The organism is Vibrio sp. SCSIO 43132, assembly GCF_019904195.1.
Classification (GTDB): Bacteria; Pseudomonadota; Gammaproteobacteria; order Enterobacterales; family Vibrionaceae; genus Vibrio; species Vibrio nigripulchritudo.
The window spans coordinates 1,117,630-1,136,124 of the sequence record NZ_CP063199.1 but is presented as its reverse complement, the minus strand read 5'-3'; the positions used below and the strand labels follow the sequence as shown (position 1 = coordinate 1,136,124).

The 18,495-nt window shown below is 46.9% G+C and carries 16 protein-coding genes; 7 read left to right on the top strand and 9 right to left on the bottom strand.

What is annotated here, in order from left to right; all coding sequences use genetic code 11:
- The first annotated feature begins 42 nt into the window (after positions 1–42).
- The 3 genes from mnmC (at position 43) to INR79_RS05165 (ending at position 3,488) form a co-directional block, all read left to right on the top strand.
- On the top strand, positions 43–2,055 hold the full coding sequence (mnmC, locus tag INR79_RS05175; RefSeq protein WP_223096249.1) for a bifunctional tRNA (5-methylaminomethyl-2-thiouridine)(34)-methyltransferase MnmD/FAD-dependent 5-carboxymethylaminomethyl-2-thiouridine(34) oxidoreductase MnmC: 2,013 nt from the start codon (positions 43–45) through the stop codon (positions 2,053–2,055).
- A 144-nt stretch (positions 2,056–2,199) separates the two neighbouring features.
- Entirely contained in the window at positions 2,200–3,036 is an 837-nt protein-coding gene (locus INR79_RS05170) for a phytanoyl-CoA dioxygenase family protein (protein WP_223096248.1), read from the top strand.
- A gap of 26 nt (positions 3,037–3,062) precedes the next feature.
- Entirely contained in the window at positions 3,063–3,488 is a 426-nt protein-coding gene (locus tag INR79_RS05165; RefSeq protein ID WP_223096247.1) for a GNAT family N-acetyltransferase, read from the top strand.
- A gap of 7 nt (positions 3,489–3,495) precedes the next feature.
- Here INR79_RS05165 and INR79_RS05160 read toward each other — a convergent pair whose 3' ends face one another.
- Together INR79_RS05160 and INR79_RS05155 are read right to left on the bottom strand one after the other, a co-directional pair.
- Positions 3,496–3,765: a YfcL family protein gene (locus INR79_RS05160; RefSeq protein ID WP_004407982.1), complete on the bottom strand. Its 270-nt coding sequence runs from the start codon at positions 3,763–3,765 to the stop codon at positions 3,496–3,498.
- An 18-nt stretch (positions 3,766–3,783) separates the two neighbouring features.
- A complete protein-coding gene (locus INR79_RS05155; RefSeq protein WP_200765882.1) occupies positions 3,784–4,314 on the bottom strand; it encodes an elongation factor P hydroxylase in 531 nt (176 codons plus the stop codon).
- A gap of 213 nt (positions 4,315–4,527) precedes the next feature.
- On the opposite strand from INR79_RS05155, the gene INR79_RS05150 reads away from it, so the two are divergent.
- On the top strand, positions 4,528–5,151 hold the full coding sequence (locus INR79_RS05150; RefSeq protein ID WP_022603583.1) for a trimeric intracellular cation channel family protein: 624 nt from the start codon (positions 4,528–4,530) through the stop codon (positions 5,149–5,151).
- A gap of 44 nt (positions 5,152–5,195) precedes the next feature.
- Here the strand turns inward: INR79_RS05150 and INR79_RS05145 are convergent, their stop codons facing one another.
- Positions 5,196–5,933, bottom strand: a complete 738-nt coding sequence (locus INR79_RS05145; protein WP_223096246.1) for an SDR family NAD(P)-dependent oxidoreductase — start codon at positions 5,931–5,933, stop codon at positions 5,196–5,198.
- 106 nt (positions 5,934–6,039) lie between these two features.
- Here INR79_RS05145 and INR79_RS05140 point away from each other — a divergent pair, with 106 nt between their 5' ends.
- On the top strand, positions 6,040–6,951 hold the full coding sequence (locus INR79_RS05140) for a LysR family transcriptional regulator (protein WP_223096245.1): 912 nt from the start codon (positions 6,040–6,042) through the stop codon (positions 6,949–6,951).
- A 73-nt stretch (positions 6,952–7,024) separates the two neighbouring features.
- On the opposite strand, the gene aroC is transcribed toward INR79_RS05140, so the two are convergent.
- Both aroC and prmB read right to left on the bottom strand, forming a co-directional pair.
- Entirely contained in the window at positions 7,025–8,110 is a 1,086-nt protein-coding gene (gene aroC / locus INR79_RS05135) for a chorismate synthase (protein WP_004407965.1), read from the bottom strand.
- A gap of 182 nt (positions 8,111–8,292) precedes the next feature.
- Complete coding sequence (gene prmB / locus INR79_RS05130; RefSeq protein ID WP_022600459.1) at positions 8,293–9,225, bottom strand: 50S ribosomal protein L3 N(5)-glutamine methyltransferase; 933 nt, start codon at positions 9,223–9,225, stop codon at positions 8,293–8,295.
- A gap of 55 nt (positions 9,226–9,280) precedes the next feature.
- Between prmB and smrB the strand changes: the two genes are divergently transcribed.
- Positions 9,281–9,811: an endonuclease SmrB gene (gene smrB, locus INR79_RS05125; RefSeq protein ID WP_004407961.1), complete on the top strand. Its 531-nt coding sequence runs from the start codon at positions 9,281–9,283 to the stop codon at positions 9,809–9,811.
- A 33-nt stretch (positions 9,812–9,844) separates the two neighbouring features.
- Here smrB and sixA read toward each other — a convergent pair whose 3' ends face one another.
- A complete protein-coding gene (gene sixA / locus INR79_RS05120; RefSeq protein ID WP_223096244.1) occupies positions 9,845–10,309 on the bottom strand; it encodes a phosphohistidine phosphatase SixA in 465 nt (154 codons plus the stop codon).
- Positions 10,310–10,529: 220 nt separating this feature from the next.
- On the opposite strand from sixA, the gene INR79_RS05115 reads away from it, so the two are divergent.
- Entirely contained in the window at positions 10,530–13,307 is a 2,778-nt protein-coding gene (locus INR79_RS05115) for an insulinase family protein (RefSeq protein ID WP_223096242.1), read from the top strand.
- Positions 13,308–13,360: 53 nt separating this feature from the next.
- Here the strand turns inward: INR79_RS05115 and INR79_RS05110 are convergent, their stop codons facing one another.
- From INR79_RS05110 to fadI, 3 genes are all read right to left on the bottom strand, one after another.
- On the bottom strand, positions 13,361–14,404 hold the full coding sequence (locus tag INR79_RS05110) for a hypothetical protein (protein ID WP_223096240.1): 1,044 nt from the start codon (positions 14,402–14,404) through the stop codon (positions 13,361–13,363).
- A 213-nt stretch (positions 14,405–14,617) separates the two neighbouring features.
- Complete coding sequence (fadJ, locus tag INR79_RS05105; protein ID WP_223096238.1) at positions 14,618–16,735, bottom strand: fatty acid oxidation complex subunit alpha FadJ; 2,118 nt, start codon at positions 16,733–16,735, stop codon at positions 14,618–14,620.
- Positions 16,735–18,042 (bottom strand): acetyl-CoA C-acyltransferase FadI, encoded by a 1,308-nt coding sequence (fadI, locus tag INR79_RS05100; RefSeq protein ID WP_223096236.1) that lies wholly within the window; start codon positions 18,040–18,042, stop codon positions 16,735–16,737. Before fadI ends, fadJ begins: the two co-directional genes overlap by 1 nt.
- Positions 18,043–18,495: the final 453 nt, after the last annotated feature.

Below are 18,495 nucleotides of genomic sequence, written 5' to 3'. Positions count from 1 at the left end.
AATCCGCGATAGTCTCGCACATTTACCCAAGATCTTACCACTATGACATCCATTAAGAATGCCGTCCTTGGCTGGAATGAAGCCGGAACACCGGTGTCTGATCAATTCGATGACGTTTACTTCTCTAACGTCAATGGTCTGGAAGAAACCCGATACGTTTTCCTTACTCAAAACCAGCTTCCTCAACGCTGGCATAACTTTGAACACCGACGCTTTGTGGTTGCAGAAACCGGATTCGGAACCGGGCTGAACTTTCTGGCGCTCTGGCAGTGGTTTGATGCTTTTAGAAAAGAAAACCCAGATTCCACATTAAAAGAGCTGCACTTTATTAGCTTCGAGAAATTCCCAGTCACACGTGATGACCTTAAAAAAGCGCATGAGTCCTGGCCAGAACTGGCAGAGTATGCGAGCCAGCTACAAGCGCACTATCCGATTGCGGTGCCAGACTGCCATCGCATTGTACTGGCGGACGGAGCTATAACCTTGGATCTATGGTTTGGTGACATCAAAGACTGTATGCCTAGCGTGCCAACGCCAAAAGAAGGTTTGGTCGATGCCTGGTTCCTTGATGGATTTGCACCCAGCAAAAACCCAGAAATGTGGAATCAGGATTTGTTCAATGGCATGGCAAAACTCGCCAGACAAGATTGCAGCTGTGCCACTTTTACTGCTGCGGGTTTTGTGCGTAGGGGTCTTATTGAAGCCGGCTTCTCTATGAAGAAGGTGAAAGGTTTTGGCACCAAACGCGAGATGATTGCTGGTTCCTTGGAAGAAAAAACACCCATCACTAACCTTCTACCTTGGCTGGCTCGCCAGAATACGCCGAATGTATCTGACATTGCTATCATAGGCGGTGGGATCGCCAGCGCCACTCTGGCGCAAACCCTCGCCCGTCGTGGCATCAAAACAACACTTTATTGCAAAGATGCCATTCCCGCCGAAGAAGCATCAGGGAACCGACAAGGGGCAGTGTATCCGCTCCTTAATGGTACTCACACCGGAATGTCGCGTGTGTTTGCTCCTGCGTTTCTCTTCGCCCGTCAGTTTGCTGAACAAATGAGTGAAACTGTCGATTTCGATCATGACTGGTGTGGCGTCACTCAACTGGCTTGGGATGAGAAAGCAGCCGCTAAACTCGACAAAATGTTACTCGGTCACTTTTCAAGCGATTTGATCCACAAACTGGATGCGAGAGAGACTAGCGAAAAAACGGGCATGACTTTCGATATGGAGAGTGTCCATTACCCATTAGGGGGCTGGTTATGCCCTCAGCAATTGACCCGTGGAATCATCGAGAACCTCGAGAACCAAAATCGGCTTAGCTGTCACTTTCAGACTGAAATAGACAAATTAGAAAAGACTGAGTCAGGATGGACACTTCATTCACAAAGCCAGAAATTCGAACATCAGGCAGTGGTTGTAGCGAACGGTTATCTGTTCAATCAGTTTGTTCAGGCAGACACCATTCCGGCATCGGCAGTTAAAGGGCAAGTCAGCCATATCCCGACTACAGATTCACTTAAACAGCTCAAAACTGTGCTCTGCTACGACGGTTACATGACCCCTCATAACCCTGCGAACATGGAGCACTGTATAGGCGCAAGTTACGACAGGGCTAACATCGATAAGTTGTTTGATGAATCAGCTCAGATAGACAATGCTGAAAAACTCAGGCGCTGCGTGCCAAATCAGGCATGGTCAAAAGAAGCCGATACGTCTGGTAATCAGTCACGGCAGGGGATTCGCTGTGTCACCCGAGATCATCTGCCGTTTGTCGGTGCCGTGGGAGATTACGAAACCATTTTGAAAGAGTACGCGGATCTACAAAAGCAAGATGAGAATAAGGTAACGGAAACCCCGATATATCAGGATTTGTATTGCATGGTTGGGTTAGGCTCTCGCGGTCTGAGTTCTGCACCACTTCTTGCTGAATTGCTGGCATCTCAAATCTGTGGCGACCCCATGCCATTCCCGGTCGAAACATTAAATGACCTGCACCCATCGAGAATGTGGGTCAGAAGACTGCGTAAAGGCAAAGCCATTACCGAGCGATAATTTTTTTGGGTGCCCTGAATTCAACGAGTAAGGGCACCTTTTATTTTCTTCTCAAAATCACAATCGTCGCCACTTACCTTTTACAATTAAGTACCTAGTCACTATATTGAACAAAATTCAGGCAGTTTCTGGGAAGGGAAGTGGATGTTAAGCCAAGAGCAAATTGCGCAATATCATGAAGAAGGATTTTTGGTTCTCGACCAAGTGATTTCTCCTGAAACTCTTGCGGAACTGAAAGCTCAGGCGGCTAAAATTGTCGATGAATGGAAACCCACCTCCGATACCTCCATCTTCACCACTAACAATAACTCACGCTCGGGTGATCACTATTTTCTCGATTCCGCAGAAAAAATCCGCTGTTTTTTTGAGGAAGAAGCCTTTGATCGCCATGGCAATCTTGTCGATGAGAAATCGCTCTGCATTAATAAAATCGGGCATGCGTTACACGAACTTGATCCTGTGTTTAGAGCCTTCAGTCATCTGCCAGCCCTTGGAGACATTGCGTACGACATTGGCATGTTAACGCCCCAGATCCGTCAGTCGATGTACATCTTTAAGCAGCCCAAAATTGGTGGGGTTGTAAACTGGCACCAAGACGCGACGTTTTTTTACACCACTCCTCAAAGCGTCGTCACTTACTGGCTTGCGATTGAAGACGCCAATCTGGATAACGGTTGTCTGTGGGTAGAACCCAAAGGTCATAATGGTCCGTTGAGAGAGAGATTCAATCGAGACGGTGATACCACTACTATGGTGCCTTTAGATGAAACCCCCTGGCCAGATGAATCCAGCGGCGAACCTGTAGAAGTGAAAGCAGGCAGCTTGGTTATATTTCAGGGTTTGCTTCCTCATTACAGTGCGCCAAATCGCTCATCCAAATCCAGACAAGCCTATACTTTGCATGTCACCGATGGCGATGCCAGCTACGCCAAAGAAAACTGGCTTCAATCCGACACTCTGCCACTCAGAGGCTTCGATTAGAGTATGTTGATTTAAGGACACCAATAATGATCATCCGGCTCGCAAAATTGTCAGATTCGGCAAACATTCATGCGCTTTCCCAATATCTCGGCTATCAGGATGAAGGCGTATCTGTCGCAGAACAAAGGCTAAAAGCCTTACTGAATTCTAACCATGACAGGGTTTATGTCGCTCAACTAAACGGTAAGCTAGTGGGTTGGTTACATTGCTTTTACGCCCAGAGACTGGCATCTGAAAGCTTTATCGAAATCGGAGGAATGGTCGTTCATCCTGATGTTAGAGGGCATGGTGTTGGAAGAGCGCTGGTTGAACATGCCACTGAGGTACACAAAGGAAAGTGGCGAGTCAGATGTCATTCTGAAAGGGAAGATACGCACTCGTTCTATCTGAAGCTGGGCTTTAAAATCAATAAAACTCAGTGCGTATTTGAAAAGAAAAACAGTCGCGATTAGCCCAATATTAGTTCAGCACACTTTCGTGAAGCTGAGCCCATAGGTCACTCACCAAAATTCGATCTGATGGGGTCAGCTCTGATCTCGCATTTTCTAAGCTTTCTTCAATGCGTTTTGTTAACTGCTCAATTTCTGTTTCGCCCGCAGCTTCACAATCGGCTGCCGACAAAGAAATATGACCTCTTAAGTAACCACCAGCGAAAAGTTCGTCGTCGGACGCCGTCTCCACCTTTGAATCAATCAGCTCTAGCATTTTTTCTTCGTATTCTAGGATCATTGTGGTCTCTTACTTTGGTTACTTCACTTGGAACTGCTCAGGGTTGAGCGGAGCAGTTTGGTAAAATTGACGCAAGGCGTCGGATAAGCTTTTCATTCTGGGGGAAAGCCCCGCCTCTAGAATGCTAAGCACTTCCTGATGCACTTTCGCCATAAAGCCCAATCGGTCAGGCTCAAAATCGCCGTGTAGATTGTCACAACTCACTGTAAAAGGAAAGCCCGCACTTTGGGACAGAATCCACTCATAGGCTTGCGGTCTAACTTCTACCTTTTCAAACGCAGCCTGAACTTCTTCAGTGCGGCCATCCGGCTCATACCAGTAACCAAAATCTTCAAGTAAGCGACGTTCTGGCCCTGCCACCATCCAGTGCGCGATCTCGTGCATGGCAGACGCATAATACCCACGGGCAAACACAATGCGGTGGTAGTCTTTTTCTTCATCTGCCGGAAGATAGATAGGCTCATCCCCGCCCAACTCAAGCTTAGTATTGAATGGACCGGAAAAGGTACGATTAAAAATATCGATAAGATCGGAGTATTGGTGCGACATAAATCTTTAGTGGCATGAATTCTGACGTGTATTTTCCTTGGATTTTCCGGTTTGTAAACCCAATTTACGTCTCACTGCTGGCTTTGTTATTCACTGCGTGAACAACTTACTTTAAAAACCATACTCCATACGATTTTTTTCTCGCCAGAGAATCGATTTAACACTAGAATTGCCGCTCATTTTTTACATCTCTGATTAGCTGGATCTGGAACCATGCTGTTAAGCACGCTTTATGTTTTAGGTATCACAGCGGAAGCGATGACTGGCGCACTCAGCGCGGGTCGAAAAAACATGGATTGGTTTGGTGTTATGTTTGTTGCCAGTGCAGCTGCAATAGGCGGCGGAACTGTGCGCGATATTCTTCTTGGGCATTACCCTTTAACCTGGGTGAAGAACCCCGAATTTCTGGTTATCACCTGCGTTGCAGGCGTTGTGACGACTGGCATTGCAAAGTGGGTTATCAAGTTAAAAGGGCTGTTTATCCGCTTGGATGCACTTGGGTTGATTGTATTCAGTATTATCGGCACCAAAGTAGCGTTGAATATGGGATTACACCCCATCATCTGCGTGGTGTCTGCGGTGGTTACGGGCGTGTTTGGCGGCTTGTTACGTGACCTGATTTGCAGGCAATCGCCTCTGGTGCTTCACGAAGAGCTTTACGCCTCGGTTGCCTTATCCGCTTCGGTGCTTTACCTGGCACTTCTGCATTTTGGTATCAACGAAGTGACTAGTACTGTTGTCACCCTTGTTGCTGGCTATTTATTGCGAATGGCGGCAGTCAGGTTCAAATGGAAACTGCCTTCTTTCCAACTCGAAACAGAAGGCTCACTGCATTAATTCAAACGACTGGCGGTTGATGCCGCCAGTCGGTCTTTTCGCTTCTAAATCGCATGCCCTGCGTCAACGTCCATCGTTACCCCTCTCATCCCAACCGATGCTGGGGAAAGAAGGTATTCAATCGCAGGTACAATGTCTGACGTTTCTAGTATTCTGCCCAGAGGTGTAGACGCCATCATCTGTTTCAGTCCATTTATGGCTTCCTCATCAGCGCCTGCTTTGCCCTGAATCTCGGTGACTGTCACTCCTGGTCTGACACTATTAATTCGAATACCTTTCTCTGCTAAATCCAGATTCAACCCTCCGACTAAACCTTCAAGCGCAGCTTTACTGGCTGCGTAAAGAGAAGACGTCGGAAAGGCTTTCTTGACGACAAGGCTAGACACCATAACGATACTCGACGACGGATTCATAACGGGTAGCAAGGACTGCAAAGTAAAAAACGGACCTCGGAAGTTTATGTTCATCGTGTGGTCAAAGGCTTCCAAAGTCGTACTTTCCAGCTCATTCGGGAAATACACACCTGCATTCAGTACAAGACCATCAAGAGTTATGCCTTTGCCGACCATCGTTTCACCTAAAGACTGAATATCCTCAACACTTTCACTGTCACACAAAATTGGCGTCACCTTACTGCTGTCCAGCGAATTCGCGACACTGGCAAGTTTGTCTGGGTTTCTTCCAGTGATCACCAGTTCATAACCCTGCTCACTCAGAGATTGAGCAGTTGCCAGACCGATACCCGCCGTTGCACCAGTGATAAGAATTTTTCCTGAGTTCATGTTTTCTCTCCTTGATGTTGATTATGTGCTCAGACTAGCGCATCGTTTACTGAACAAATAGATACCAATGAATCAACATTTTGTTTCCATAATTGCACCAATACTTATGAATACTCACAAGCTATTACCTTATATTCCTGTATTTCGATTAGTGGCAGCGCAAGGTAGCTTTCAGGCCGCCGCAAACGCTTTGAACGTACCAAGGTCTTCGGTAAGCAAGAAAATCAGCCAGCTAGAATCGCTCGTTGGGCAAAGACTTTTCCAGCGAACCACAAGAAAACTGGTGATTACGGAGAGCGGACAACAGCTACTTTGTATTTCTGAAGGGTTGCCTACGCTGCTTGACGGGATAGAGACGTTTGTTTCCGCTCAGCAATCAGAACCTTCGGGGAAAGTAAAAATCAGCTGCTCTACCTTAATCGGTCATCAGTATTTGCTTCCACACGTTCAGGAGTTGAAAACCCGTTACCCCAAAATTGTGCTGGAATTGAGCTTTACCGACAGCTATGTCGACCTCATGGAAGAACTGGTAGACATTGCGATTCGAGTTGGCAACTTGCCCGACTCTCCTATGCTGGCTAGGAAAATTGGTGATAAGAGTTTGGTTTGTGTCGCCAGCCCGGACTATGTGCGTGTTCATGGAACACCTTTAACCCCTGAAGATTTGGAAGCGCACCAATGCCTGGTATTCAAGAGTAAAAGCAGCAATCACAGCTATTGGCATTTTCAGAATACAGAGGGAAACACACATGCAATTCCGGTTCGTGAAACCTTGATTTGTGATGATGCCAGAGCACTGATTGAAATGGTGAAATCAGGTTTAGGGATCACCATGGTTGATCCTCTATTGATTAGAAAAGAAATGGAAACGGGAGAATTGGTCCAGATTCTGGAGCCATTTAGTGTCACCTGTACTCAACCTGTCCAATTGGTGTGTTTGGGCAGAGCGACACGCTCTAAAGCCGCCAAGGTTATCTGGGAAGAGCTAGCAAACCTGCTACCACCCCATTTCCAATAGTACCAATACAGACCCTAATTGTTCAGGCAATAAAAAAGCGCTCATCAGAGCGCTTTATCAGGATTCTAACTCATTAGATTTTCGGGGTTTCTGTCGTCACACCGTGATTCTGACCACGATGACGAAGCAGGTGATCCAGAAGGACAATAGCTAACATAGCTTCTGCAATTGGCACCGCACGGATACCCACGCAAGGATCGTGGCGTCCCTTGGTAATCAGCTCCGTGGACTCGCCCGCTTTAGTAATAGTTTCACCCGGAACAGTAATGCTGGATGTTGGTTTAAGTGCAATGTTCGCGACGATGTCCTGACCTGTCGAGATACCACCCAGGATGCCACCCGCATGATTACTCTTAAAGCCTTGTGGTGTCAGTTCGTCACGATGCTGACTGCCTTTCTGGCTTACAACATCAAACCCATCACCAATCTCGACACCTTTGACGGCATTAATACTCATTAAAGCGTGAGCGATATCAGCATCAAGACGGTCGAAAATAGGTTCACCAAGACCAACAGGAACACTGGTTGCGACTACCTGAAGCTTGGCACCAACCGAATCCCCTTCTTTCTTAAGATCGCGGATAAGCTGGTCAAAGTCATCAATCTTGTCGACATCAGGACAGAAGAACGGATTATTTTCGATTTCGTTCCAGTCCACCTTGTCGATTTTTACATCGCCCATTTGGGACAGATACGCACGAATTTCGACACCGAATTCCTGCTTAAGGTATTTCTTTGCCACGGCACCAGCAGCTACACGCATCGCCGTTTCACGTGCGGAAGAACGACCGCCGCCACGATAATCACGTACACCATATTTTTGGTGATAGGTGTAGTCGGCGTGACCGGGACGGAATTTTTCTTTAATTTCAGAGTAATCTTTAGAGCGCTGGTCTGTGTTTTCAATCAAAAGACCAATAGACGTGCCCGTTGTTACCCCTTCGAAGACACCAGAAAGGATTTTCACTTCATCGGGTTCGCGGCGTTGTGTGGTATAGCGAGAAGTACCCGGACGACGACGATCCAGATCCCCTTGCAGGTCGGCTTCACTTAGCTCCAGACCCGGGGGGCAACCATCAATGACACAACCCAGTGCCAAGCCATGACTTTCACCGAATGTCGTTACACGAAAATGTTGTCCTATGCTGTTTCCTGCCATTTACTTCCTCTGTTTTGAAAGACTTTTCATCCTTTTTTAAGGTTTCGTCTCCGTCTTTCAGTTCAACCTGTCATTTTTCGTGTTTTCATAGTCGCTTTATAGACAGGCGTTGTAAACCCCTTGCAGGAAAAAATAAGAAAAACGCCAGTCGAAGACTGGCGTTTTGAGATGAGGAAAGACAATCAGTCTTTATAGATTGCAAACTCTTCAGCGTGTTCGAGCATTTGCTCTCGGGTCAGCATGAAGACACCATGCCCACCATTTTCGAACTCAACCCACGTAAACGGAATATGAGGATATTGTTCCATCATATGCACCATGGAGTTACCCACTTCACAGATCAAAATGCCATCGTCTGTCAGGTAATCAGGTGCATTCGCCAGAATACGGCGAACCAGCTTAAGGCCATCGGTTCCTGCCGCAAGCCCCAGCTCCGGCTCATGAGTAAACTCTTCCGGCAGGCTGTTCATGTCCTCTTCATCGACATAAGGTGGGTTCGAGACGATGAGGTTGTATTTGTCTTTCGGCAGATCGCGGAATAAATCGGAGCGAATAGGGAAAACCTGCTGCTCCATACCGTGATCCTGAATGTTTTGCTCAGCCACTTCCAACGCGTCAGAAGAAATATCAACGGCATCGACTTCAGCGTTAGGGAACGCATGCGCACAAGCAATGGCAATACAACCGCTGCCAGTACACAAATCCATAATACGGGTTGGCTCTTCCACCAACCAAGGCTGGAACTGAGCTTCAATCAGTTCACCGATTGGCGAACGTGGCACAAGCACACGCTCATCCACATAAAATTCCAGACCCACAAACCAGGCTTTATTGGTCAGGTAAGCCGTAGGAGTTCTGTCGTTAATACGCTTAACCACACGTTCAACAATACGTAAACGTTCACTGCTGGTTAAACGAGAATTCAGTACATGAGAAGGCACATCAATCGGTAAGTAAAGCGTTGGTAGTATTAGCTGTACTGCTTCGTCCCACGCATTGTCTGTACCATGACCGTAAAAAAGCCCGGCTGCGTTAAAACGGCTGACTGTCCAGCGAATCATATCTTGAAGCGAATGAAGTTCAGAAACCGCCTCATCTACAAAAATCTTATCCAAATTTGCCTCCGAAAAGCGCTACAATACTGCATATTAAGAATTATCTAAGAATCCCATGAGCAAAAACGATATCGACAAGGACGACGACTTTGCCTTGTTTCAGGACGCAGTAAAGGGCGTAAAAAAGTTGCGACAGGATACCATAGTCCAACAGCCAAACAGAAACGCGAAACAAAAAGAAGCCGTGAAAATAAAGCGCGAAGCGTCAGATAACGAGTTTTTCTTCTCTGACGAGTTCGTGCCTCATCTGGATGAGGATGGTCCTACCCGATATGCCCGCTCAGACGTTTCCAAATTTGAAGTAAAAAGACTGCGTCGAGGTGTCTATGTACCCGACGTATATCTGGACATGCATGGGATGACTCAGCAGGAAGCGAAGCGTGAACTGGGGGCGATGATTTCTCACTGCATCAAGGAAAATGTGCATTGTGCCTGCGTGATGCATGGCATCGGCAAACATATTCTGAAACAAAAAGTGCCCGTCTGGCTGGCTCAACACCCAGATGTTATGGCTTACCACCAAGCTCCTCTTGAGTTTGGCGGTGATGGTGCTTTATTGGTGCTTCTAAGTATTCCAGAGAAGTAGTATTCGCAAATTCTAAACCCACAGATGGGTATGTTAAGGGTGAATATGCCAGAGCAACTCGCCCTGCCTCTTATCCAGATTAAAATCAATACACACCAATCCTGAGGTTGGGAACATAGGCGGTGCCATATCAGGCACAAACTCTGCGGTTAAGTAACCAACCAAAGGCAAATGCGAAACCAGCAATACGGAATCTAACGCCTGAGTTTCTGCTAAAGCACACACATATTCGAACACATCGTCTGACTTGCCATATGGCGTGATATCTTTGCAGGTTTCCTGATCGCTAGTCTTAAAATACTGCTGAATGGCATTCCAAGTTTGCTGAGCACGCAAATAAGGGCTGACCAACACTTTACTCATTTCCGACTCACCCTGCTCTGCGCATGCTTTCGCTACAAGAACAGACTGATTGACTCCGCGGGAAGTCAGGGCTCTCTCTGCGTCACTGTCGGCAAACGTTTCTGCCTCCCCATGACGCATAATAAATATTTTCATTAGGTTATACCCGTTATGTATACCGGACCACTTGCTCGGTTTTCTTGTTTTTGTTTCAAATGACGGGGCAATTGTTTTCTATGTCGCCCTTTAATTATATCAAGTCAAGGGGCAAAGACTCTGACTCCGTTAACAAACTATTAAAAAATGACAGCTTTTGGTTTGCAGCGCGCATTAAGGCAGTCATAATTAACTCAATAGCTATAGTGGAGACACACTTGTGTACCTGAGCCCCAACGACAGCAACCAATATCGTTATCTCAACTTAAACAACGGCTTAAGAGTTTTACTGGTCCGTGATGAAAATGCTCAAAAATCCGCAGCCGCACTGGCGGTAAATGTCGGGCATTTTGATGACCCTTCCGATCGTGAAGGGCTGGCGCATTATCTGGAGCACATGCTGTTTTTGGGCACAGAAAAATACCCGAAGACAGGGGAATTTCAAGCTTTTATTAGCCAGCATGGCGGAAACAATAACGCCTGGACAGGAACTGAGCACACCTGTTACTTCTTCGATGTCTCGCCCAATGCGTTTGAGCGCAGTTTAAAACGCTTCAGTCAGTTTTTTATCGCTCCTCTTTTCAATTCAGAAGCGTTAGACAAAGAGCGTCAGGCGGTCGAATCTGAATATCGTCTCAAGTTAAAAGATGACATGCGCCGTCTTTTCCAAGTTCATAAGGAAGTGGTCAACCCTGCTCATCCATTTTCTAAGTTTTCTGTCGGGAATCTGGAAACCCTTGCAGACAGGGAAGACAGCTCAATTCGCGACGAAATTATTGAGTTTTATGAGTCCCATTATTCTGCCGATTTGATGACCCTTTCAATCATGGGTCCGCAGCCACTTGATGAACTCGAAGGCTGGATTACGGATTTATTTAGTCCGATTAAAAATCGTAGTCTGAAAGGGAAATCCGTTTCCATTCCGTTGGTGAACCCGTCTTTGCCATCGTGCTTTGTTCAGGTTGAACCCGAGAAAGATTCACGCAAGCTGGTGATGGCATTTACCCTGCCTTCTATGGACCAGCACTACTCGTCAAAACCCCTCTCCTACTTTGCACATTTGCTTGGCTATGAAGGCGAAGGCAGTCTAATGCTACACCTTAAGAATTTGGGCTGGGTGAATGGCTTAGCAGCCGGCGGTGGCATGAGCGGCAGCAACTTTCGGGAGTTCACCGTTAGCTGCACTCTCACGCCGGAAGGGCTAAATCACACCGACGAAATTGTGGAAGTCACATTCGCGTATCTGAACCTGATCGTGGATTCTGGTTTCGAAGAATGGCGCTATAAAGAGAAACAAGCTGTGCTGGAATCAGCGTTCCAGTTCCAGGAAGCGGCGAGACCTTTGGATTTGGTTAGCCATCTGGTCATGAACCTTCACCATTATCCAGAAGAAGATGTGGTGTATGGCGACTACAAGATGGACAGCTTTAACCCGGAACTACTTAGAGAAGTCAATCAGTACTTTACGGTTGATAATCTCAGGCTAACCCTGATCGCCAAAGGGGTAGAAACCAATCAAACCGCAAAGTGGTACGACACGCCTTATTCGGTGCAACCTTTTACCGACGAGCAGTTAGCTCGCTGGCGCGATCCCAAACCAAGCGACGACCACAAGTTACCAGAACCCAACCCGTACATTTGCTACGACCTTACACCACAAGCTCTGGAAGGTGATGCTACCAAACCAGAACTGGTGCAGGATTTGCCCGGTTTTCGTTTGTGGCATCTTCAGGAGAAAGACTTTCGAGTACCTAAAGGTGTGGTTTACCTTGCGATCGATAGCCCACATGCCGTCTCGACACCACGTAAGATTGTCAAAACACGCCTGTGTGTGGAGATGTTCCTCGACTCTCTGGTAAAGGAAACTTATCAGGCAGAAATTGCGGGCATGGGTTACAACATGTACGCCCATCAGGGAGGTGTAACACTGACTCTGAGCGGGTTCAGCCAGAAGCAACCGCAGCTGCTTAACGTCATACTGACGCGCTTTGCCAATCGAGATTTTCAGCCTACGCGCTTTGATATCATCAAGCAGCAGATGCTAAGAAACTGGAAAAATGCCGCGAAAGATCGCCCGGTTTCTCAGCTCTTTAATGCCATGACAGGTATTCTTCAACCAAACAATCCGCCCTACCCTGAGCTGATTGAAGCGTTAGAATCGATAGAAGTCGATGAGCTGCCAGAGTTCGTCGACAACATTCTGAATGAATTGCACGTCGAGCTGTTTGTGTATGGCGACTGGAATAAATCTCAGGCGGTAGGACTGGCAGAGACCATCAAGAATGCACTGCGCGTTAAAAACCAGCGTTATGAAGAGTCTTTACGACCGCTGGTGATGCTTGGTGAAAATGGCACTTTCCAGCGTGAAGTACATTGCAATCAGGCGGATTCCGCTATTGTTATTTACTACCAGTCTCCTGACATCAACCCGAGAAGTATCGCGCTCTACTCGCTCGCTAATCATTTGATGTCTGCGACTTTCTTCCACGAAATCCGCACCAAACAGCAGCTTGGTTATATGGTCGGAACTGGCAACTTGCCTTTAAACCGCCACCCAGGGCTGGTTTTGTACGTGCAGTCCCCTAATGCAGCCCCGATTGATTTGTTGTCTGCCATTGATGAGTTTCTGAATGCGTTCTATATGGTGTTGCTGGAACTGAATGAGTACCAGTGGCAGAGCAGTAAAAAAGGGCTTTGGAACCAGATTGCGACGCCGGATAACAACTTGAGAAGCAGGGCTCAACGCCTTTGGGTTGCCATTGGCAATAAAGACCACGAATTCAATCAGAGAGATAAAGTGTTGGAAGAGCTGAAAAGTCTCACTCGCTCTGAAATGATTCGCTTTGTTGTCAGCGTCTTGAAACCCCGCACAGCAAATCGTTTGATCATGCACAGCAAAGGTAGCGAGCATCAGGACGATCCGTGTCTGGATGTAGGGTTAGAAATCGGTTCAGTGGAGGAATTTCAGCTCCGCCCGAAAGATATCGAGCTTGGATAGTATTCACATAGAAAGATGTAAAACGAAGATGCCCGCAAATTGCGGGCATTGTTTTAAACCAAATCGATCACTGAATTAATCAGGTCGTCGGCGCTGGTATCTGTCACGATTAGATAGTCGCCAGTCTCAGTGTAGAATTCAGCGATGGTATAGTCTGCGGTGTAATCGACACCAAAATCATTCAGTCGCTGAGTCATCGCTGATGACAAATCTTCAGCCGTATACGTAGAGAAGTATCCAGCATATTCCGCCAGTCCGACATCAATCGTCAGGTTCACATCGGTAAAGACCATAACATTGGCGCTGCCATCGTCATTGTCTGCCCATGTCCCCTGAAGGTTGTTATCAAGTAAGTCTTTCGTAATATGAAGGTTAGATGCACCATCTCCGATGACCACTTCAAAGCCGGTAAACTGAACGGCATTGTCTCCGCTCAGATACAATGCGTCGACCCCTTCACCGCCGTGAACTTCTCTGTGGCTTGTACAATCCGGTGCAGACAAGTCCATCACGTTAACAATGTCGTTCCCTTTCCCGGCAGAGATATTGAACTCGGTATAATCTCCACCCGCTATCTCAAAGAAACGGATAGTGTCATTGCCATCGCCAGTATCAATGTTGAATTCATTGCTCCATGCCCCACCGTTCGAAAGTACGTGAATGTTAACTTCATCGTTTCCGTTTCCTGTGGTGATGTCACCTCGCTTGGCTCCGTAAACGTTGACCGTGGCTCCGTTGTCCGACATAGAACGAATATTCACATCGACGAAGTTTTTTACGTTAATCACATCCGTATTTGTGGTAACCAACGCTTCCTTGAGTCCTTCTGTGTTCCATTTCCATACAGAAACGTCGGTGACAGATTTATTTTCCCCATTTACCCAAACGTTTTGAGAACTGATGGATAATAAGCCTTCTTTCACCACGCCGTTACCGAAGTGCGTAACCAAAGAAGGGTTTTTGTCCACCCCATAATCATCCAGATACTGCGCAAATTTAGTAGTAGTGAGTGATTGCGGGTCAATAGCCATTTCATTGACAAGCGTTTCTACTACACTGCCGACATAAATGTCGGATTTTATTGTGTTACCTAGCATAGCCACTCCTGATATCTATCTTTCAGAAATAAAGTCTACTCCCTATGCGCAGAAGGGAATATTCACGCCTTTACACTTAGTTCTAAATTGGGGAGCTGTGATCCAAATTGTCATACTTTTGTCACGCGACCTAAGTAATCAAAATGCCACCCGTGCCAAATAAAAAATAAGCCGGTTTTCGACCGGCTTATGAACTTGACGCTTTTCTTATTTCTAAGATGCAGAATGAAAGGTTTCATCGTTGCCCGCACGGGTAAGCAGACCATCGCACGGAGCGAAGCGATCCCCATACTTCTGGGCGAATTCATTCATGATGTTCACCAGATCTTTCAGCCCAATCTGGTCCATGTAACGGAACGGTCCACCTAAGAATGGAGGGAACCCTATACCGAAAATCGCACCGATATCGCCATCACGTGCACTACGAATGATTCCTTCATCCAGACATCGTACGGCTTCATTTAACATCGGCAATACGCAGCGAAGTGCTACGTCTTTTTCTGGTAATTTAGATTCTGGCGTCAGCTTGAGCAGTTTATATACGCTCTTATCGACGTCCTTTTTCTTACCTTTGTAGGTGTAGAAACCCTTGCCACTCTTACGACCTTTGCGCCCATCATTGAGTAAAGTATCGAACACATCCGGTGCTTTGAATCGCGCCCCAAGTTCTTCCACCAGAATTGGAATGATTTTAGCCCCAACATCGACGCCCACTTCATCCAGCAAAGTGATTGGTCCCACTGGGAATCCGAAATTGAGCAGTGCCTCATCCAGAGCTTCGATAGGCTCACCACTTAACAGCAAATGCGCGGCTTCATTCATGTAGGGCGCAAGAATCCTGTTCACGTAAAAGCCCGCTTTATCGGCAACCACAATCGGGGTTTTACCTTGCTTACGAGCAAAGTCTACCGCCGTTGAAATCACTTCATCGGATGTCCCTTCGTGAGGAATCACCTCCACCAGAGGCATTTTCTCTGCCGGGCTGAAGTAGTGTAGACCCACCACATTTTCCGGACGCTCACATTCAGCCGCAATTTGGTGAATCGGCAATGAAGACGTATTGGTCGCAAAAATAGTCGACGCTTTACAGTTCTCCTCAATGTCTTTCACCATCGCCTGCTTTAGACCTAAATCTTCAAACACAGCCTCGATCACCATGTCGGTTCCGCGATAACCCGTGTAATCCGTCCCTCCGGTTAATTGGGACATATTGAATTGCAAACCCGCTTTGGAAAGGATGCGGCGCTTTTTCTGCTTAGAAAACAGCTTAAAGTTGTAATTCAACGCGTTTATCACGCCGTCGTTGGAAACATCTTTCACTCGAACCGGCACTTTCGCTTTGGAAACGGAGACATGGCTGATGCCCGCTCCCATCAACCCGCCACCAAGCACACCAACCTGGTTGATCTTTTTTGGCTGGGCGTCACTGCCGTTTTCTTTCTTCATTTCTGTTGTGGCGAAAAAGATAGAGCGCAATGCCTTCGATTCAGACGTCATACACAATTGACCGAATTTCTTCGCTTCTATGGCAAGCCCCGCTTCCAGCCCCTTTTCCAGACCTTCACCAATCACCGTGAGAATGGCTTCAGCTGCCGGGTAGTTTCCGCGAGTTTTTGCCAACGTCTTTTTGATTGCCTGATCAAACACCAGCTTACGACCGAGCCTGTTGCCAGAAATCAGCTTTTCTTTGGTGTCTGCTTTGAAATTCGCTTTTTTCCTGCCCGTAAACTGTTTCGCGACATCAAGTAAAATGGAATGCGGCACACTTGCATCAACCACGCCCAGCTTTTTGGCTTTCTTTGCTCTGAGCTGTTTACCCGTAAGAATGAGATCCAACGAATTCAGCAGACCAATTAGCCTTGGCAGACGCTGTGTACCACCTGAGCCAGGTAACAGACCTAGCTGAACTTCAGGCAGACCAAGACGCGTTTTATCGGAATCGGTACACACTCGGTAGTCGCACGCCAGTGCTAACTCCAAGCCGCCACCGAGACATGGACCGTGAATGGCAGACACTGTGGCAAAAGGCAAAGCTTCAAGCCGAGCAAACATTTGTTGCCCCTGTTTTGCCAGCCCTTCAGCCTCTTCTGCGGTTGTACACGCATCCAGCATTCGCACATCCGCACCGGCAACAAAGTTGTCGGGCTTTAAGGAGTGGATAATTAATCCTTTCAGTTCATTCTTTTTCGCTTCAAGTTCAAGTAAAATCGCCTGCATTTCGTCGGCAAACTCAGCTTGAAGGGTGTTCATTTTCTCACCCGGAACATCAATCGCTAGCCACGCCAGATTCTGTTCATCAATTGTTAGCGTAAATGCACTTTGACCCGCCATTACTCCACCTCCAAAATCATCGCAGCGCCTAACCCACCAGCCGCACATGCCGTATTCAGTGCCAGCCCACCACCGCGTCGTTTCAGTTCTCGCAGTGTTTGAGTAATCATGCGCGCACCTGTCGCGGCAAACGGGTGACCATAGGCGATTGAACCACCCAGCACATTGAATTTGTCCATATCAATCTCGCCAATCGCTTTGTCTCTTCCTAGCACCTCTTTTGCGAATTTGTCGCTGGCAAACATCTTCACATTTGCCAGAGTTTGTGCAGCGAAGGCTTCATGCATATCGATGAGGGTGAGATCAGATAGGTTTATCCCAGCGCGGTCTAGCGCAATAGGAGTCGCATGTGAAGGCCCCATTAGCATGTCTTCTTTGACATCAATGGCAGAAAACGCATAAGAGCGAATATAGCCCATGATTTCTAAACCGAGCTCTTTTGCACGCCCTTCGCGCATAATTAATAAAGAAGCAGCACCGTCGGTTAATGGAGTCGCATTTGCTGCCGTTACACTGCCGTACTGGCGATCAAACGCTGAGCGGAGCTTGGCATAGCCCTCAATGGTAGAGTCCTGACGGATGTTGTTATCGGTATCGAGCCATTTTTTATAAGGTTCTGGGAACGCCGTCATCACTTCATCACGAATCTTCCCTTCCTTCCATGCCTGAGCAGCCAGAGTATGAGAGCGATGAGCCAGCTCGTCCTGAGCCTGTCGGGTAATGCCATGGGTTTTCGCCATTTGTTCGGCGGTTTGACCCATTGATAATCCAGTTGAGTATTCAGCAACAGCAGGAGGGACTGGCATAAGGTCTTTAAATGACAGCTTGCGTAAAATTGAAAGTTTCTGACTCGCCTTTTTTGCTTTGCTCAATGCAAGGAGTGACGCAGCCAGTTTTTTCGAAACGCCAATTGGCAGCACAGAAGAGGAATCTGCACCCCCGGCAACACCGATATCTATTGCGCCCGCCATAATACTTTCTGTCACGTTCACGGCTGCCTGAAAGCTGGTTGCACACGCTCGGGTAACACTGTAAGCGTCAGTATGGATGTTCATTCCTGTACCCAAAACAATTTCGCGTGCGATGTTAGGAGCTTCAGGCATCTGAACTACTTGCCCAAATACAACTTGATCAATCAGGGCTGGATCAATGTCCGCACGAGTCAGCATTTCGCTCACGACCATCTTTCCTAAATCCACGGCAGGGACTTGAGAAAACTCGGTACTCTGCCTTGCAAATGGCGTTCTGAGCCCTGCGACAACCGCTATCCTTTCACCGGAACGCGTCCTTAAATCCTGAATGCCCATTGTTTCTCCTTAAAGAGGTCAGACCTGTTATGTAACAAAAATGTTATCAGATTAAAACGCATGTTTGAATCGCTTTTTCTTTTATAGCGTGATCTAGAGCTAAAATGTAGAGACATCGGTTAAAGAAATACTATATGAAAGGTAGAAAAGACGGGGGATAACTGTGATAAATAGGCAGATTAAGTTACATTAAAACTGTGAATCTGGAACTGTAACCAAAAAAAAACCACACATATAGTGTGGCAGGAATAGATATATAGCGTATCGCCAAAATCAAAAAATCAGTTTCCTGATTAGGAGAAAGTAAAGTCAGCCTTCAAAAGGAAGTGTCATCTTGCTCAACGTGTCAGCCATACTGGCTAACGAGATGACAAGATGTACTATAACCAGATTCCATATGTGGATTTTGAATTAGATCAATTTATTTGTAGTTTATGCAATGCTGCCAAGAGG